This window comes from Streptomyces sp. NPDC079020 (genome assembly GCF_044542225.1).
GTDB lineage: Bacteria > Actinomycetota > Actinomycetes > Streptomycetales > Streptomycetaceae > Streptomyces.
Genome location: NZ_JBITUB010000014.1, coordinates 62,692 through 78,487, shown reverse-complemented (window position 1 = coordinate 78,487; position 15,796 = coordinate 62,692). Strand labels below are relative to the sequence as shown.

At 71.7% G+C, this 15,796-nt stretch carries 14 protein-coding genes; 8 read left to right on the top strand and 6 right to left on the bottom strand.

Annotation, left to right across the window (positions count from 1 at the left end; translation table 11 throughout):
- Positions 1–205 precede the first annotated feature (205 nt).
- Both ACIGJO_RS26815 and ACIGJO_RS26810 read left to right on the top strand, forming a co-directional pair.
- Positions 206–2,038, top strand: coding sequence for an NAD(P)/FAD-dependent oxidoreductase (locus tag ACIGJO_RS26815; RefSeq protein WP_399962250.1), 1,833 nt, complete (start codon positions 206–208; stop codon positions 2,036–2,038).
- A gap of 13 nt (positions 2,039–2,051) precedes the next feature.
- A complete protein-coding gene (locus tag ACIGJO_RS26810; protein WP_399962248.1) occupies positions 2,052–2,921 on the top strand; it encodes a formyl transferase in 870 nt (289 codons plus the stop codon).
- Positions 2,922–3,141: 220 nt separating this feature from the next.
- Here ACIGJO_RS26810 and ACIGJO_RS26805 read toward each other — a convergent pair whose 3' ends face one another.
- Positions 3,142–4,854 (bottom strand): hypothetical protein, encoded by a 1,713-nt coding sequence (locus ACIGJO_RS26805; RefSeq protein WP_399962246.1) that lies wholly within the window; start codon positions 4,852–4,854, stop codon positions 3,142–3,144.
- 578 nt (positions 4,855–5,432) lie between these two features.
- Between ACIGJO_RS26805 and ACIGJO_RS26800 the strand changes: the two genes are divergently transcribed.
- Entirely contained in the window at positions 5,433–6,248 is an 816-nt protein-coding gene (locus tag ACIGJO_RS26800) for an SAM-dependent methyltransferase (RefSeq protein WP_399962244.1), read from the top strand.
- Between the two features lie 123 nt (positions 6,249–6,371).
- Here the strand turns inward: ACIGJO_RS26800 and ACIGJO_RS26795 are convergent, their stop codons facing one another.
- From ACIGJO_RS26795 to ACIGJO_RS26780, 4 genes are read right to left on the bottom strand one after another with little or no spacing between them, the layout of a single operon-like run.
- Complete coding sequence (locus ACIGJO_RS26795; RefSeq protein WP_399962242.1) at positions 6,372–7,565, bottom strand: ABC transporter permease; 1,194 nt, start codon at positions 7,563–7,565, stop codon at positions 6,372–6,374.
- Positions 7,562–8,275, bottom strand: coding sequence for an ABC transporter ATP-binding protein (locus ACIGJO_RS26790; protein WP_399962240.1), 714 nt, complete (start codon positions 8,273–8,275; stop codon positions 7,562–7,564). Before ACIGJO_RS26790 ends, ACIGJO_RS26795 begins: the two co-directional genes overlap by 4 nt.
- Complete coding sequence (locus ACIGJO_RS26785) at positions 8,272–9,348, bottom strand: peptidoglycan-binding protein (RefSeq protein WP_399962238.1); 1,077 nt, start codon at positions 9,346–9,348, stop codon at positions 8,272–8,274. Before ACIGJO_RS26785 ends, ACIGJO_RS26790 begins: the two co-directional genes overlap by 4 nt.
- Complete coding sequence (locus ACIGJO_RS26780) at positions 9,345–9,998, bottom strand: hypothetical protein (RefSeq protein WP_399962236.1); 654 nt, start codon at positions 9,996–9,998, stop codon at positions 9,345–9,347. The genes ACIGJO_RS26785 and ACIGJO_RS26780 overlap by 4 nt, the downstream gene beginning before the upstream one ends.
- 134 nt (positions 9,999–10,132) lie before the next feature.
- On the opposite strand from ACIGJO_RS26780, the gene ACIGJO_RS26775 reads away from it, so the two are divergent.
- Genes ACIGJO_RS26775 through ACIGJO_RS26765 form a run of 3 tightly spaced genes read left to right on the top strand, consistent with a single transcriptional unit; the run spans position 10,133 to position 12,866 of the window.
- Positions 10,133–10,861 carry a response regulator transcription factor gene (locus tag ACIGJO_RS26775; protein ID WP_399962234.1) on the top strand — a complete coding sequence of 243 codons (729 nt, stop codon included), beginning with the start codon at positions 10,133–10,135 and terminating at the stop codon, positions 10,859–10,861.
- Positions 10,858–12,372 carry an ATP-binding protein gene (locus ACIGJO_RS26770; protein WP_399962232.1) on the top strand — a complete coding sequence of 505 codons (1,515 nt, stop codon included), beginning with the start codon at positions 10,858–10,860 and terminating at the stop codon, positions 12,370–12,372. Before ACIGJO_RS26775 ends, ACIGJO_RS26770 begins: the two co-directional genes overlap by 4 nt.
- Positions 12,369–12,866, top strand: coding sequence for a hypothetical protein (locus tag ACIGJO_RS26765; RefSeq protein WP_399962230.1), 498 nt, complete (start codon positions 12,369–12,371; stop codon positions 12,864–12,866). Before ACIGJO_RS26770 ends, ACIGJO_RS26765 begins: the two co-directional genes overlap by 4 nt.
- A 14-nt stretch (positions 12,867–12,880) precedes the next feature.
- Here ACIGJO_RS26765 and ACIGJO_RS26760 read toward each other — a convergent pair whose 3' ends face one another.
- Positions 12,881–13,498 carry a hypothetical protein gene (locus tag ACIGJO_RS26760; RefSeq protein ID WP_399962228.1) on the bottom strand — a complete coding sequence of 206 codons (618 nt, stop codon included), beginning with the start codon at positions 13,496–13,498 and terminating at the stop codon, positions 12,881–12,883.
- A gap of 644 nt (positions 13,499–14,142) precedes the next feature.
- Between ACIGJO_RS26760 and ACIGJO_RS26755 the strand changes: the two genes are divergently transcribed.
- Together ACIGJO_RS26755 and ACIGJO_RS26750 are read left to right on the top strand one after the other, a co-directional pair.
- Positions 14,143–14,373 carry a hypothetical protein gene (locus ACIGJO_RS26755; RefSeq protein ID WP_399962226.1) on the top strand — a complete coding sequence of 77 codons (231 nt, stop codon included), beginning with the start codon at positions 14,143–14,145 and terminating at the stop codon, positions 14,371–14,373.
- Positions 14,374–14,379: 6 nt separating this feature from the next.
- Positions 14,380–15,693: a helix-turn-helix domain-containing protein gene (locus tag ACIGJO_RS26750; RefSeq protein WP_399962224.1), complete on the top strand. Its 1,314-nt coding sequence runs from the start codon at positions 14,380–14,382 to the stop codon at positions 15,691–15,693.
- The last annotated feature ends 103 nt before the right edge of the window (positions 15,694–15,796 follow it).

The window sequence follows — 15,796 nt, the reverse complement described above, 5'->3', positions numbered from 1 at the left end:
GCCGCGACGACGGCTGCCCGGCCCGCCCCGGCCGTCGTCACCGACGGCCGGGGCACAGGGCCATCGGCGCCCAAAGAAACCCGCATAGCCCGACTGCGACTCGCCAGGTCAGGGGACGCTCTCTGTAGTCCCAGACAGCACGACGTCGAAGGCCGACCGTGGAGGGGAAATGCGCGTTCTTGTCATAGCTGAGGTGCCGGGCTCGTTGGCGCAGAATGTACCGGGCAACGGAATCCGGTTCCGGCCGGATCTTCTCACCGCCGATGACGGTGCACTCGCGGCGGCGATCGCCGGAACACGCCCCGGCGTGATCGTCTCGGAGCGTGAGCTAGGGGTGAAGGCCCTGCGTCATTGGCGCAACGCGATGCCCGGAATTCATGTGGCTTTAGTACGTATGGAGTCCTCCCAACGGACGGGCACGGCTCATCGGCCGCCCTCCATGCACCCGGCGAAACCCCGGCGGGAGCTTCCTTTCGGCATCCCGGTCCTCATGTGCTCCCGCTCCCGGGGTCACAGCGACGAGAGCGCGCTCTTCTCGGCGATCGCGCTCGCCGAACGTTTTCTGCAGGAACAGCTCGTCGCGGCCGATCGCGCGTCCCGCAGCCACCGGCCCGCCCCCGCCGCCGGGCACCAGGGGATAAGGGAGACGGTCCTGCTTGTCGGTGCCGGTGTCACCAACCTGGTGACCGCCCACCACCTGATGGAGAACGGGTTCCAGGTCACCGTCGTCGACGCCTGCCCGGATCCGCGCGACAACGAGCCCTGGCACAGGTACGGAGCCTCCCGGGGCGGCGGCAACGCCCGTATGTTCACCCTCACCGAGATGGACGAGTACCACGCCAAGAGCACCGGCGACACGGAGAGCAATCTCGTCTTCGACCGTCCGCCCGCGCGGCTCGGCTGGGACGTCCGTCCGGACACCGCCGCGTCCGAGGCCGACCGGCGGTGGATCCGGGACTTCAAGAGTGTTCCGCCCTGGCTCGCCCACGGCTACAGCCGGGACATCCTCGGCCTCAACCGACGCAGCGGCGAGCTGTGGCGGTCCTGGCCGAAGGCCCGGCCCCACCTCCTGGACGATGTCGAACTGCGCCACGACATCCTCCGTCTGTACGAGAACCCCCAGCACCTCGACGCCGCCGCGCTGCGGCAGGATGCCGTCGGAGCGACTATCGGCCGCTATGGCTCGCCGCAGGTCCGCGAAGAGTTTCCCGCCCTCCGGGACGCCGTACCCGGCGCGTTCGCCGGCGGCATTCTCGTCCGGGGCTTCACGGTCAACGTGCATGACTTCATGGGCCGTCTGCTCGACTCCCTCGCGTCCGGCGGAGCCGACCTGCGCTTCGGCCTGCGCGCCGAACGCCTTCTGCGGGACGCGAGTGACCGTGTCGCGGGGGTCAGCGCGGCCGACGGGGTCCTGTCCTGCGACCATTACGTGGTCTCCCCCGGGGTCGACGGCGGCTCCCTTCTGCTGGACACCCCTTTCGCGGACCAGATCCACGGCGTCCTGGGCTGCTGGGCGACCATCCCGAACCTGGAGCCCGCCCTCGCCAACTCCCTCAAGGTCGCCCGGCGGGGCCACATCACCGAGGACGCCAATGTCACCGTCGGACGGGACGCCTCCGGTGCACCGGTCCTCATGATCGGCTCCGGCTACGGCTGGACCGGTGCGGACCCCGGAAACATCGACGAGCGCAAGCTGAGAAGCCTCCACTCCGCGGTGGCGGACACCGTGCGCCGGCTCTTCCCCCGTGCCTACGAGAGCATCGGCGGCAGGGCGGGCCTGCGCAGGACACAGGCGTACTGCGTCCGGCCGTGGACGGCCTCCAACCTGGGGCTGTTCGGTACGGCGCCGGCCGCCAACGGCACCTTCGTCGTCACCGGCGGCCACAACACCGGCGGCTTCGCCCAGGCACCGGTCATCGCGGAGGCGGTGCTCGACGCGCTGCGCGGCCGGCACCACCCCATGCACACGCTCTACCACCCGTTGCGTACCCGCCGCGCTCTCGGTGCAGACGTCGCCGCCGACACGGTCACGACCTGAGAGGGAGACACAGATGGAGATCACCAACGAGGACTGGACCTTTCGCGCCACACCGGACGGCAGCCGTCTGCGGGTGCTGCTGCTCACGTCCGACGACCCTCAGCACTCCTACCTCCGCCTGCTCCTGGCCTCGGAGCTCGACCTCGTGGCGACGATCGTGGAACCCGGCGCGGCACAGAAGCGGAGGCTGAAGCGCAATCGGCGTCACCGTGACCTCGCCTACCGCCTCTACCAGGGCTGGCGTCAGCGGCTCACCGGCCGTGCCCGGCAGCGCCGTGCGTACTTCCAGGAGCTGTCGCGCGGACTCCCCCACAGCCCGTCCCCCGTTCATGTGGTGGACTCGGTGAACAGCGCGGAGGCCAAGGAGCTCAGCGCCCGGCTCGAACCGGATCTCACGGTGGTCTGCGGCACCGGCATCCTCGGCAAGCAGATCATCGAGCGGACACCCGGGCTCATGGTGAACATCCACGGCGGATGGCTTCCGGAGTACAAGGGGAACCACGGGGTCTACTTCGCCTATCTGCACCAGGACTGGCAGCACATCGGCGCCACGCTGCACCTGGTCACCCCCGCGCTGGACGCCGGGCCGATCCTCGACCGGGTCACCCCCGCGCCGCACCCGGGCGACAGCGACGAACAGCTGTACGCGCGATCGGTGCACGCGGCCGCGCTCCGTCTGACCGAACTCGCGCGCGGCCTGGAGCGGGGGGAGGCCATCAGCGCGGTGCCGCAGGAGAACCGCGGCACGACCTACCGGCACCGGGACCGCAAGCCGTGGCCCGAGTTCGTCCTCTGGATCCGGCGTACGACCGGACGTCACCGGACCCCCGGGATACTGCGTGCCCCGGACGGCTCCCCGCCGCACGCCTCGTCACCGGTGTGACACCGGGGCCCGCCCCGCCGCCGCCCCTGACGGGGCCTGCCGAACCGCCGGTGCACGGCCATCGCGCGCCGCGCCTCTCCGGGGGCGGCTGATCGTCCGGCGGTGAGCGCCGCCGTATCCCACTGTTCCGCGGACCCGCCGCACCTGCCTGGCCCCGTTCTGCCGCCGGACCGCCGGCCCATGGCACAACGGGTGCGTCCGGGCGGGTGCGGCGCGGCTGTCAGTGGCGGGCAGCCGCCGCGCGGATGCGGCCGGTGGCGGACAGCGTGGCCTCGTACGACAGGACGGTTTCCAGGGCCATCACGGGCGACGGCGCGGAGGCGGCCAGCATGCCCCACCGGCCGGGGACGGCGCTGATCACCTCGGCGTGGCAGCCCGGTGCCATGGCGGGCTCCGGCAGGTCGCGCAGCAGCGCGAGGTCGCTGGACGGTTCGGGGCGCACCACCTTCGTCGCCGCGTACCGTCCGTGTCCCCGCTCGCGGGCGGCGTCCAGGAAGAGCCTCAGATACTCGGCACCGTGGGAGGAGAGGTTGGGGTCCTGGAACGCGAGGATCTCGCGGTCGCCGAACGCGCCGCCCAGATGGCCGATGGCGAAGTCGATGCCGGCGGTGACCATTCTCAGCCCGCGTTCCGCGAAGGCGGAGCGCAGTTCCTCCACCATGCCGAGCATGGCGGGGTAGGTGTCCGCCGACAGACCCGCCTCGGCCCAGCTCTCGGCGTCCATGAGCACGTTGCCCTGCCAGGACGTCCCGCCGGTCAGCTGGAGGGTCACCCCTTCGGCGACGTGCCCGTTGCGCACATGCGCGGACGGGGCCAGAGGTACGGTCCGGCTGCCGATCGGGACCTGGGTGTAGTGCATGAACGCTTCGAGCACCCAGGGTTCCTTCGTGTGCCGGAGCTGCTCGGCCACCCGGGCCACCTCTTCGGGGCTGTCGATGCTGATGGCCGGGGAGATCCTGGCGCCCGCGCCGCCCTCGGAAGGTTTCAGGCAGCCCTGGGTGAAGCCGTAGCGCTCGCGCAGCAGAGCCGCAGCTTCGGAGAACCGCTGGACCACCACCGTCGCGTCCGAGTCGTCGGGGTACACCGAGTAGCCCGGCACCACGGGGAACCGCACTCCCAGGCGTACGGCCATCGGGGACAGTGCCGTCTCCGCCGCGAGCAGGTCGGCCGGGTCCGGGAAGGTCGCGGACACCGTCAGCGCGTCGTCGACCGAGGGGTGCAGGGGGGCCTTGGTGTTCCAGTAGTCGGCCACTTCGGGGCTGTTGGCATCGACGAGAAGCTTCTCGACGCCGGCCTTCCGCTTGAGGTAGAGCAGCAGCGTCTGGGTGTCACGGTCGAGTGCGTAGAGCCGGACGAGGATGCGGGGGTTGTGGCGCACGACCTCGATGAGCCGCTGCCAGGCGGGGGCCCGGCCATCGGTCCGGTGCGCCAGGAGGAGCAGCGACTGCGAGAGGTAGTAGTACTCGATGCCGGGTACCTCGACGGCCTCGACCCCCGCCAGCGTCGCGGCCGTCCGCCAGGGGCGGGACCGTCCGACCACCACGTCCCCCGGCGAGGCCAGGCTGACCGAACGCGCCTCCACATAGGTCGCGACATCGTCCGCCGGCTGTCCCGACCTCGCGTCCGCCAGGTCGGCCTGGAGACTCCGCAGGATCGGGGTGGCCGAGTGCAGGATCACCGCCTGTACGGCGGTGCCGTCGGAGACGTACGGTTCCAGTTCCTCGGCAGCGGCGGCTCCGATGGCATCGGGCTCCATCCCGAGAAGATCCCTTGCCATATCGGCGGACTGCTTGGGCGTCAGTTCGAGCGGCCCGGTGTAGAACCCCTGCCAACGGAACCCTTCACCGTTCGACGTTTTGACCACCCACTCCCCAGGCATGCCACTGGAGTCGCTGCCGGCATCGGACACCTGCTCATACGTCAATTGCTGCATTTCAGTCACTCGATTCCCGAATGAGTGCGGATTTACCCTTTTGATTTTCGAGAGCGCAGGCACACATGCCGGTCGAGAGGCCGCGCCATCAGCGGCAGGTATCTCTATCCCTCACCCGTCCACCGGCGAGGGAAGCATAGGGCAGTATGCGGGAAGGACAACCCAGGGCCGATGATTCACGGAACCGGTCGTGGCTTCCGGGGGCCTATCGAGCCGCGATCTTCACTCCCCTGCGCACCCGTGACGTCCGCAGCAAAAGGATAAACTTCGGCCGCCGGAGTTCGGCGTAACCCACGACAGCAAATCAATTCCGGACAATTACTCGCCACCGCGACCGGTGCCGAAGTCCGGACCGAGGTCATCCCGCCGCGTGGCGGTGCCGGATTCCGGGCGGGTCCCCGTGGAGGAGGAAGGACGGGGAGTCGGGCGGCGGGCGGGATGCCGACCGGCCGAACGGGCCATCCGGGCACCCGATCCGCATGGGCCAGGGCGGGTCGAGCCGGTGTACGGGCCGGAACTGACGGAACGTAGGTTGGGCGTTGAACACTCCCGCAGCGGTGGAAAGACGGACGGTGCCCATGACTGACCATGAGATGACGCCCGGACCGGCGGTGCATCAGAACATCGACACGTCGGTGCCGCACTCGGCCCGTATCTGGAACTACTGGCTGGGCGGGAAGGACCATTACCCCGTCGACGAGGAAGCCGGCGACGCGTACAGCTCCGTCTTCCCCGGCATCGTCACCGTGGCCCGCAGCAGCCGCGCCTTTCTGCGCCGCAACATCACGTACCTGGTTCAGGAGGCCGGCATCCGGCAGTTCCTGGATGTCGGGACCGGCCTGCCGACGGTGGACAACACCCACGAGGTCGCCCAGCGGCTCGCCCCCGAGAGCCGGATCGTCTACGTCGACCACGACCCGATGGTCCTCGCGCACGCCCGCGCGCTGCTCACCTCCACCCCCGAGGGGACGACGGCGTACGTCGACGCCGACCTCGCCGACCCCGATCGCATCCTCGCGGCCGCCGCCCGGACCCTGGACCTCAGCCGGCCCACCGCCCTGATCCTCAGCAACATCCTCGGCCACGTCGCGGACTACGAGCAGGCCCGCTCCATCGTCACCCGCTTGATGGACGGGCTGCCGCCGGGCAGTTATCTCTCCATCAATGACGGTTCACGGGGCACCGACGCCGCCTACGAGGCGGCCCAGGACGCCTACAACGAGACCGGTGCCGTTCCGTACTTCCTGCGTCCCGTCGACAGGATCGCGGCGTTCTTCGACGGTCTGGAACTGCTGGAGCCCGGCGTCGTCTCCGTTCCCCTCTGGCGTCCGGAGCCCGCATCCACCGCCCCGGAGCCCATCGGCGAGCACGGCGGTCTCGCCCGCAAGCCCTGACCCGCGCACGGGCGGCCCGGGATGTCCGGGGGCCGGGGGCCCGGCCCCCGGCCCGCCCCCGGCCCGGTGCGCAGGCCGGGTGGCGTCCGCCGTCCGGCGTCGGCCCCGGGGCCCCGGCCGTCCTCACGTCGCGTTCAGAGCCACCGTCGGGTGCAGGCGGGAGGCGCGGATCGCCGGATAGAGGCCCGCGACCACACCGATCAGGAGCGTGGCGGCCAGCCCGCCGGCCAGGGACCAGGGCGGGACCACCGCCGTCCACCCCTGGACCCTCGCGAAGCCGCAGGTAGCCGCCGCTCCCAGCAGCGCGCCGGCCGCGCCGCCCAGCGCCGACAGGAGCAGTGACTCGGTCAGGAACTGGAGCCGGATCGCGTTGCGGGTCGCGCCCAGCGACCGGCGCAGGCCGATCTCCTGACGGCGTTCCAGGACGGAGATGACCATGGTGTTGGCCACGCCCACGCCGCCGACCAGCAGGGCCACCGCGCCGAGGCCGAGCATCAGGTTCGTCAGGCCCTCGTCCGTGGCGGCCTTGGCGGCCAGCGCGTCCGAGGGCCGGGAGACCCTGATGGCCGACTCGTTGCCGGGACTGATGGTACGGGCGAGGACCGCCCGCACGTCCTCCACCGAGGCGTCCGTGGAACGTTCGAAGATGGTCGTGGGGAGTCCGTCGAAGCCGAAATAGCGTTCGGCCGCGGGGAATCCGACCAGGGCCACCCGGTCCAGGGTGGGGACCAGTTCGATCGGTTCGAGAATGCCGACGACGACCACACGGATGTCGTTCATCATGATCGTCTCGCCGGTGCGGGTGATGCCCAGGCGCTCCGCGGCCACCGTCCCGAGGACCGTCATCGGGAGCCGTTCGCCGACGGTGTCCAGCCAGACACCCTTGTCGACCTCGCCTCCGAGCGTGGACAGCAGGTCGACGCGGGCAGCCTGGGCGGTGACTCCGGCGGTGCGTTCCTCGGGGACCAGGTCACTGCGGCGGATGCGCGCGTCGACCTCGGCGGTGGCCGTGGCGTCCCGCACCGGGCCGATGCGCTCGACCATCGCCACCGCGTTCCTGGGGAGTTCGACCTCTCCCCCCATGGCGTCCTCGCCCGCCTCGGCGGTGAGGAGGTTGGTGCCGAGGCGGTCGAGCCGGGCCATCAGGTCCGAACGGCTCGACTCGGACAGGCCGACGACCGCGACCATGGTCGCGATCCCGATGGCGATGCCGAGCGCCGAGAGCACCACACGGGCGCGGCGCGCGCGCAGGCCGACCGCGCCGACGCGGAGAATGTCGCGGGGGGAGAGGCGGGAGGGCTTCAGAGCGTTCTTCATGAAACCGCCTCTTGCGTTCCGGTACGGGAGACGGGGCGCGAGTCCGCGACGATCTCGCCGTCCTTGAAACGGACCCGGCGCGGCAGCGAGTCCGCGATCTCGTTGTCGTGGGTGATCACACAGATGGTCGTGCCGGACGCGTTCAGCTCGTGCAGAAGCTCCATGACGATCTCGCCGGACGCGGTGTCCAGCGCCCCGGTCGGTTCGTCCGCCAGCAGCAGCCGGGGGTCGCCCACCAGGGCGCGGGCGATGGCCACGCGCTGCTTCTCGCCGCCGGACAGCTCGTTGGGCGTGTGTGCGCAGCGGTGGTCGAGCCGCACCTTGGCGAGTGCCTCCCGCGCCCGCGTACGCCGTTCCTTGAGCGGTACGCCCGCGTACAGCAGTCCGTCCGCGACGTTGTCCACCGCGTCGCGCCCGGCCGCCAGGTGGAAGTGCTGGAACACGAAGCCGATATGGCGGGCGCGCAGTGCCGAGAGCCGGGAGTCGGAGAGCTCGGACACGTCGTACCCGGCGACCCGGACGGTGCCCGTGGTGGGTTTGTCGAGGGTGCCCATGACGTTGAGCATCGTGGACTTGCCGGAGCCGGACGGGCCGACGACGGCGACGAGTTCGCCCTCCAGGACCGTCAGGTTCACCCGCCGCAGGGCGTGGACGCCGCCGGGGTAGGACTTGGTGGCGTCCCGCAGTTCGATCACGGGGGCAGGCGTCATGACTTCGCCACTCCGACCTTGAGTCCCTCGCGGACGTCGGGGCCGCTGACCTCGATCTGCCCGTCGGCGGTCATGCCCGCTTCCACCCGCACCATCTTCGAGGTGGTGCCCAGGACGATCTGGAGGCCGTAGCCGCCCTTCTCGCCGCGCAGGGCGACGACCGCCTCGACGGGGACCGCGAGGACTCCCCTGCGTGCCTCGCTGACGAACTTCACGCTCGCCGGCGTCCTGGCGTCCTCACCGGAGACGGCGCGCGCACCGCCGTCGAGGACGACCTCGACAGTGATGCCCTCCGCCGCGGCCCCGCCTCCGTCGGCGGCGTCCTCGGGGCGCACCGTCCCGGCGACCTTGCCTGCCACGGTCTTCCCGCTCGGCAGGGTGACCTCGACCTTGGTGCCGCTCGATGTGAGCGCGCCGTCGGTCTGGTCCAGCTGTGCCCGTACGACGGGTTTGGTGGAGGCGACCGTCAGGACGGTGTCGCTCGGGCCGACCGGGTCGGCCAGCGCGGCGTCCGCGGCGGCCACCTTGACCCGGTCGGGCTGGAACACGACGTCGCCCATGCCGACCCTGCCGGTGGTGTCGCGGTTCAGGGTCTTCTGCCACTCCTTCACGGCGGCCTCGGTGTCCTTGTCGTACCACGGGTCGACGTACAGCTTCGCTCCGAAGCCCAGGTCACGCAGATTGCGTTCCAGCTGGAGCACGTCGCTGCCCCGGTCGCCCGCCTTCATCTCGCGGAACATCGGGACCGGCCCGTAGAGAAGGGTGACGGGCTTGTCGTTCAGCTCGTACAGCGTCTGCCCCATGGTCACCGTCCTCCCTTCGGAAGCGGCCACCGTGACGGTGCCCTCCACGGCGGATCTGACCGGGCGGCGCTGGGCGAAGTCGATCTTGCCGTCGACCGTCTTGGACTGCACGAGGTCGGTGCGTACGACGGTGGCGGTGGCGGGCGGCAGGCCGCCGTCGCGACCGGAGGCGCCGGTGTCGCCGCCGCCACCGGAGAGCAGGAATCCCCCGGTGACGGCGGCCGCGACGGCCGCCGCGCCGAGAGCGAGGTAGGTGGTGCGGCGCCTCACTGCATGCCGTCCAGGCCTTCGAGCAGCTTCGACTCGCACGCCTTGCGGGCCTGCTTGTACGCGGGCGAATCCTCGTCGTAGGCCCGGGACATCGGGCCCGGCTGACCGCCCGGCTGGGCGTTCCCGGCGCTCATCGTCGGGTTGGTGAACTTGGAGATGCCGTTGTCCCGCATGCATTTGGCGTGCGCGAGCATCGACTCGTACGCCTTCTGCTGGTCGATCTCGGGCGTCGCTGTCATGGCGGCCTGCAGTTCGGGTACACAGGCGCCGTTCTTGCCGCCCTTGATGCCCTCGTTGCGGCCGGGCTGGGAACCGATCTCGTTGACCTTCGCCCAGTCGAGGTAGCCGCTGAGCTTGGGGTCGGGGAAGTCCGGGTATCCGCCCTTGGCGCGCATGCACTGGACGTACGTCATCTGGGCGTCGTAGAACTCGCTCTTGCCCGGGGGCAGGGTGCCCGGCTTCTTGTCGCCCTCCGCGGCGCTCGCGGCCGGCGCGTCCGGTACGTCGGCGATCGCTTCGTTCTTCTTCGCACCGCCGGCGCTGTCGTCACCGCCGCCGCAGGCGACGGAGAAGGCGAGTACGGGCAGGGCCACGAGGGTGGCCAGGCGCAGCCGGGTGGTGGTCCGGGGGTTCGTCAGGGGGAAACTCATGGGCCTCACGTTCACGGCCGCAGATGATGGCCGGTCCATGACGAGGTGATGGGAACGTAACAATGCTTCCGACCTGCGCGTCCGCCCCTGTACGGAGTAGGCGGAACGCTTCCGCCGTGCCCATAATCGGCCCCATGCCGCATGTGCTTCTGATCGAGGACGACGCGTCCGTGAGGGACGGAATGGAACTCGTGCTGCGCCGGCACGGGTACGGCGTGGACACCGCCGCCACCGGGGAGCAGGCCCTCGCCCTGCTGGCCGGGGAGCGGGGCGCGCGGGTCGAGCTGGCCGTGCTGGACCTGATGCTGCCCGGTATGGACGGCTTCGAGGTGTGCCGCCGCATCCGCGCCCGCTCGGCGACCCTGCCGGTCATCATGCTGACCGCGCGCGGCGACGACTCCGACATCGTGACCGGCCTGGAGGCCGGCGCCGACGACTATGTCGTCAAGCCGGTCACCGCACCCGTCCTGGAGGCGCGCATCCGGGCCGCCCTGCGCCGCGCGGAACCGTCGCCGTCCCATGCGGCCTCCGGCTCCATGTCCGCTTCCGCGCGAGGAGCCGGCGGTCCCCTTCTCGGAGGCCTGCACATCGACCGCGCCGGGCTGACCGTCACCAAGAACGGCACCCCGGTTCCGCTGCCGCCCACCGAGCTGCGGCTGCTGCTGGAGCTGTCGGCCTCCCCCGGCCGGGTGCTCAGCCGCGAGCAGCTCCTCGAATCCGTCTGGGACCACAACTTCCTGGGCGACTCGCGGCTGGTGGACGCCGCGGTCGGCCGGCTGCGGGCCAAGCTGGAGGACGTGCCGGCGAAGCCGCGGTACGTCCAGACGGTGCGGGGCTTCGGCTACCGCTTCGGCCCGCTGTGAACCGTCCGGAAGGAAACGGCGGGGGCGGCGCCGCCCCGCGCAGGCGCTCGCGACGGCTCGTCGGCGGGCTGCGCGTCCGGCTCGTCGTCGCCTTCGTCGTCGTCGCCCTGATCAGCGCGGTGACAGCGACCGCCCTCGCCTACCGGGACGCCCGCACCGCCGTCCTCCAGCGCGCCCAGAACACGGCGGTGAACGACTTCCGGGAGCGGGTCGGCACGGTGGCCGCCCAGTTCGACATACCCCCCGACCAGCAGTCGCTGTCCCGGTTCGCGGCGAAGGTGTCGGAGGGTGTCGGAGGGAACACCGTGGTCGCCCGCTACCAGGAACTCACCGGGGTCTCCGACTCGCTCGCCGAGACGGAGGACCGGATCACCACCGGGCTGCGCGACGCCGTGCGCACCGGGAACGGAGCGCGGTTCCAGCGGGTGATGTGGCGGGGCGAGCCCTATCTGGCCGTCGGCACGCCCGTGATGTACACCGACGGGGACCGCCGCGCCTCCGGACTGGAGGTCTTCATGATCGCCGATCTGCGGGCCGAGCGCGACGACACCGCGGCCCTGCTCGACTCCGTGCGGGCGGGCATCGTGCCGGTGGTGCTGCTGGCCGCCGTCCTCGCGCTGCTGGCCGCGCGCACGGTCCTGCGTCCGGTACGGAAGCTGGGCCGGGCCACCCGCGAACTCGCGGCCGGGGATCTCGGCAGCCGGGTCGCCGTCACCGGTCACGACGAACTCGCCGACCTGGCGACGACGTTCAACGAGACCGCCGACGCGCTCCAGGCCTCCGACGCGCGACTGCGCGCGCAGGAGGCGAAGGCACGCCGCTTCGTGGCGGACGTGTCGCACGAACTGCGCACGCCCCTCGCCGCGATGACGATGGTGGCGACCGTCCTGGAGGAGGACGCCGACCAGCTGCCGTCGGACGCGGCGCGGGCGGCCCGTACCGTCGGAGCGGAGACGGCACGGCTGTCCCGGCTGGTCGACGACCTGATGGAGATCTCCCGCTTCGACGCCAAGGCGGTCCGGCTGAACGCGGCCGGGACCGGCCTCGCCGACACCGTACGGGCGTCGCTGGCGCTGCGCGGCTGGACGGAGCGGGTGCGGACGCACCTCGACGAGGACATCCGCGCGGTGGTCGACCGGCGCCGTATCGACGTGATCGTCGCCAATCTGGTGGGCAACGCGCTGCGGCACGGCGCTCCGCCGGTGACCGTGACCCTGGGGACAGCGCGTGAGGCGGACGGGGAGTGGGTGACGCTGGAGGTCGCGGACCATGGCCCCGGGCTGCCGCCGGGGGCCCGGGAGCAGGTCTTCGACCGTTTCTACAAGGCGGACACGGCCCGTACGCGAGGCGCGTCCGACGACGGCGGACAGGGCAGCGGCCTCGGTACGGCGATCGCGCTGGAGAACGCGCGGCTGCACGGCGGCACGATCGATGTGGCCGATGGAACGCGCGGCGGCGCCGTGTTCACCCTGCGGCTGCCTCTGCGGCGTACCGGGGAGGCAGCGGAGTGAAGGTGCGGCAGGGTGCCATGGTCGTCGTGCTGGGGCTCGCCCTCATGGGCTGCGGTGTCCAGCCGACCGGAGTGATCGACGCGGGCGAGCCGGCCTCCGGCCCGACGCGCGGGGCGCGGCTCTATTTCGCGTCCGACGGCGGGCTGCGCGGCGTTCCGCTGCTCGACAGGGAGATCAAGAACCTCGGCACGGTGATGAAGCTGCTCTCGGCGGGGCCGTCGCCCTCCGAACAGCGCGACGGACTCACCTCTCTCGTCCAGGAACTCGGCGGCTACACGGTGCGGGGATCGGGCACCCGCGTCACGGTGCACCTGGACGGGCCCTACGCGGCGACGGGGCACGACCAGGGCACGGGGCAGGTGGTGTGCACACTGGCACGCGCCCAGTCCGTGCTGGAACCGAAGGTCAGGGCCGACGACGTGGAAGTCACCCTGCGGCCGTCCGAAGGCGCCGCGCTGGGTCCGTTCCGATGTGCGGAGTTCCTCAACGGCTGAGGCGGGCAGCCCGCTCAGCCGTTCCCCGGGTGCACCGGCGTCCACGGAGCGCCGTCACCGGGCAACGGTCCCCACACCAGCGCGCCGAGGTGAAGCCCGGGAACGGCCTCGGTCATCAACGGGCCGGTGCCCCGGGTGAGGGCTTCGGCCACAGCGCCCAGGAACTCGGCGAGGGAGCCGTACCCCGGAGTGTTGAGCGGTCCGGACGGCGGTTCGCCGTACCCCTGACCGAATGCGGCGAGGCGGCCCCGGGTGTCGACCGCCAGACCGCCCCACGGAGCGAGCGCGTAGTCGGTGACGGCGAACGGCACCCGGTCGCCCCAGAACTCCCCGGCGTCCCCGCCGCATTCCCGGACCCGCCCGATCGCGTCGAGCGGCAGGAGGTGGTGCTGGGCGAGAAACAGGCCCGGTTCGTACTCGTCGGGGTCGCGGTCCCGGGCGGAGGCGTCGACGGTTCCGTCACACACCATCAGCAGCGCCGCCAGGTCCTCGGGCAGTGCCGTCCCCAGCCGGCCTTCGGCCGCGCGGATGCCGGCCTCGGTCGCTCCCGGCCGCAGGGTGGCGTGCGAGGCGGGCGCGTGCACCGCCGTCCAGTCGGTGACGGCGGCCCAGGCGGCCGCGACATCGTTCATCACGTTCTCCCTCGATGCGGGCGGCGGGGCCTGCCGCGTCTCCCTTCCGGCACGCCACCGGTCGGTGTGCGCCCGGGTGGACGGACCGCCGCGGGCGGGGTCCCGGCACCGCCATCGCGGTGCCGGGACTTGAGGAGGGACTCGCGGCAACGAGTCCGCCCCGTCTCCGGAACTGGATTGCCCGCAGTACATCGGAGAGCCCCGCAGCGGAAACGTGCCCGCTGCGGGCGCACCGTCAAAGATCGGGTATCCACGCCGCCAGGTCAACACGGGGACGGGGCTGCGGGAATCCGGCCCCTGACGGGCCCGTGAACTGGGGCGGAACGCTTCCGGCCATGGCCGGAAGGGGCAACAGAGGGCGGGACAGCGCTGCGGCTATCCGCGGGCCTCCCCAAAAGGGACTGCGCAAAGGTGGGACGGATCTGCGGAATCGCGCTCGTCATCACTGCTGCGACCAGGCAGGAAGTCCTGTGAAAGCCGGAGGCGGGGCCGGACCGGAGCAGGGACGCGGACGCGGAATCGGCGCCGAAGGGGTTAGTCCGCCCGCCGGGAATGCTGCAACATCACTACGTACACAGGCGGCGGCAACCGCCTTGCTCAACCCATCTGTTCGCCCGCAGTACACATTCGTCTGGAGAACATTCATGAGCAGCTCCCTTCTCTGCGGCACGTCCGACGCCGTGCCGCCCCGCCCACTCACCGTCCCCGAGGTCGTCGTCCTGATCGTCATCGTCGTCGCCGCCAGCGTTCTCGCGGTCGCCGGGCTCCCGGCCATCAGCGCGACCGTGCTGATCGTGGAGGCGGCGGCCCTGGGCGTCCGGCTGCTGCGCCGGCTGCGGACCGGGGCGACCGCGCCGGGACCGGCGGAGGCCTGACCGTCCATGGGGCGCCGCGAGAACCCGATCGCCCAGTGCGGCAAATCCCTGTTCGCACTGGCGACCTGGCTGCGCGCAGGCCGTGAGGAGGCCGGGCTGACCTATCACCAGCTCGCCGCTCGTACGGACTTCAGCGCCGACACCCTCGCGCGCGCCGCCTCCGGGTGCAGCGTGCCGCAGAACCCGAACGTGGTCACCTCCTACGCCCGGGCCTGCGGCCGCAGCACGAAAGAGGCCGAACGCCTGTGGAAGCACGCCCGCCGTGACGAGGTCCGTGCCCAGGGCGTGCTCACCGGACACCGCGGCGGGGCGCACATCAGTGTGGTCAAGGACTTCGCCGACCTGCACTCCGCCATCGTCGACCTCTACCAGGACGACGGAAGTCCGTCGCTGCGGAGTCTGGACCCCCGCCTCGGCAGTGTGGGACGGCTGCCGCGCAGTACGGCCGGCCGGGTCCTCAAGGGCCGTTCGACGCCCAGCCGTGACTTCGTCCTCGCGTTCGCGGAGGCCTGCGGCGTCCGCAGGGCCGACCTCCCGGAGTGGGGGAAGGCCTGGGACCGCGCGGACGCGGACCGCGGCAGCACACGTGCCCGCCACCGGCGCAAGGACCGTCTCGTCACGCACGACCGCATCACACCGCGGGACCTGCAACTGCTCATGAGCGACCTGGAGTCCTCGGCGCGCAAGGAGCCCGGCCTCAAGCTTCTGGTGAACATCCCCCACCCGAGCAACGGCGCCGGACAGAAGTCGGCCCGTATGACCCGTGAACTCCTCGTCGACCAGGCGCAGCGGCGGGGAGAGCTCGCCTGTCCGCGGTGCCGCCGGCCGTCCTTCGGGTACAACGACTCACGTGGGTGGACCGCCGCGCTCTGCGCCGACTGCGCGCCCGCCCCGGCCTCCGAACCCTCCGCGCCCCACACTCCGGACACCCCGACACTCGTCCTGCGGATCCCCGCAGCGCTTCCTCGTGGCCCGCTTCCCCGCCGGGTGCCTCAGCAGGCCTGGCCCCGTCCGGCCGATCCGGAACCCGCTCCGCCGCAGAACGCGGACGCGATGGCCACGCTCGACGACCCGCCACAGGCGGGGCCGCCCCGACCGCCGGACTGGTTCAGCCCGTCCGCGGGTCCGGGCCGCCCGTACCAGTACTGTCCGTGTCCCGACTGCCAGAACCCCGACCGGCCTGCGGACCGGACGTCCCCGCCCGCGTCGCCGGCTCCGGCCGGGACCGCGCTCACCACCCGTATCCGCATCAACATTCCCGGCAGCCGCCCCATCCCGCCCGTCGTCCTGCGCACGCCTCCCGCGTCCGACGATCAGTGACGGGTTCCGCGCGGGTACCCCCCGCGCGGACAGGCCGGGCGTGGCCGGCGGACCACCGCGACCGGCGGGGGCCGCCGCTCCTCAGGGCCGGGGCCGCACTCGT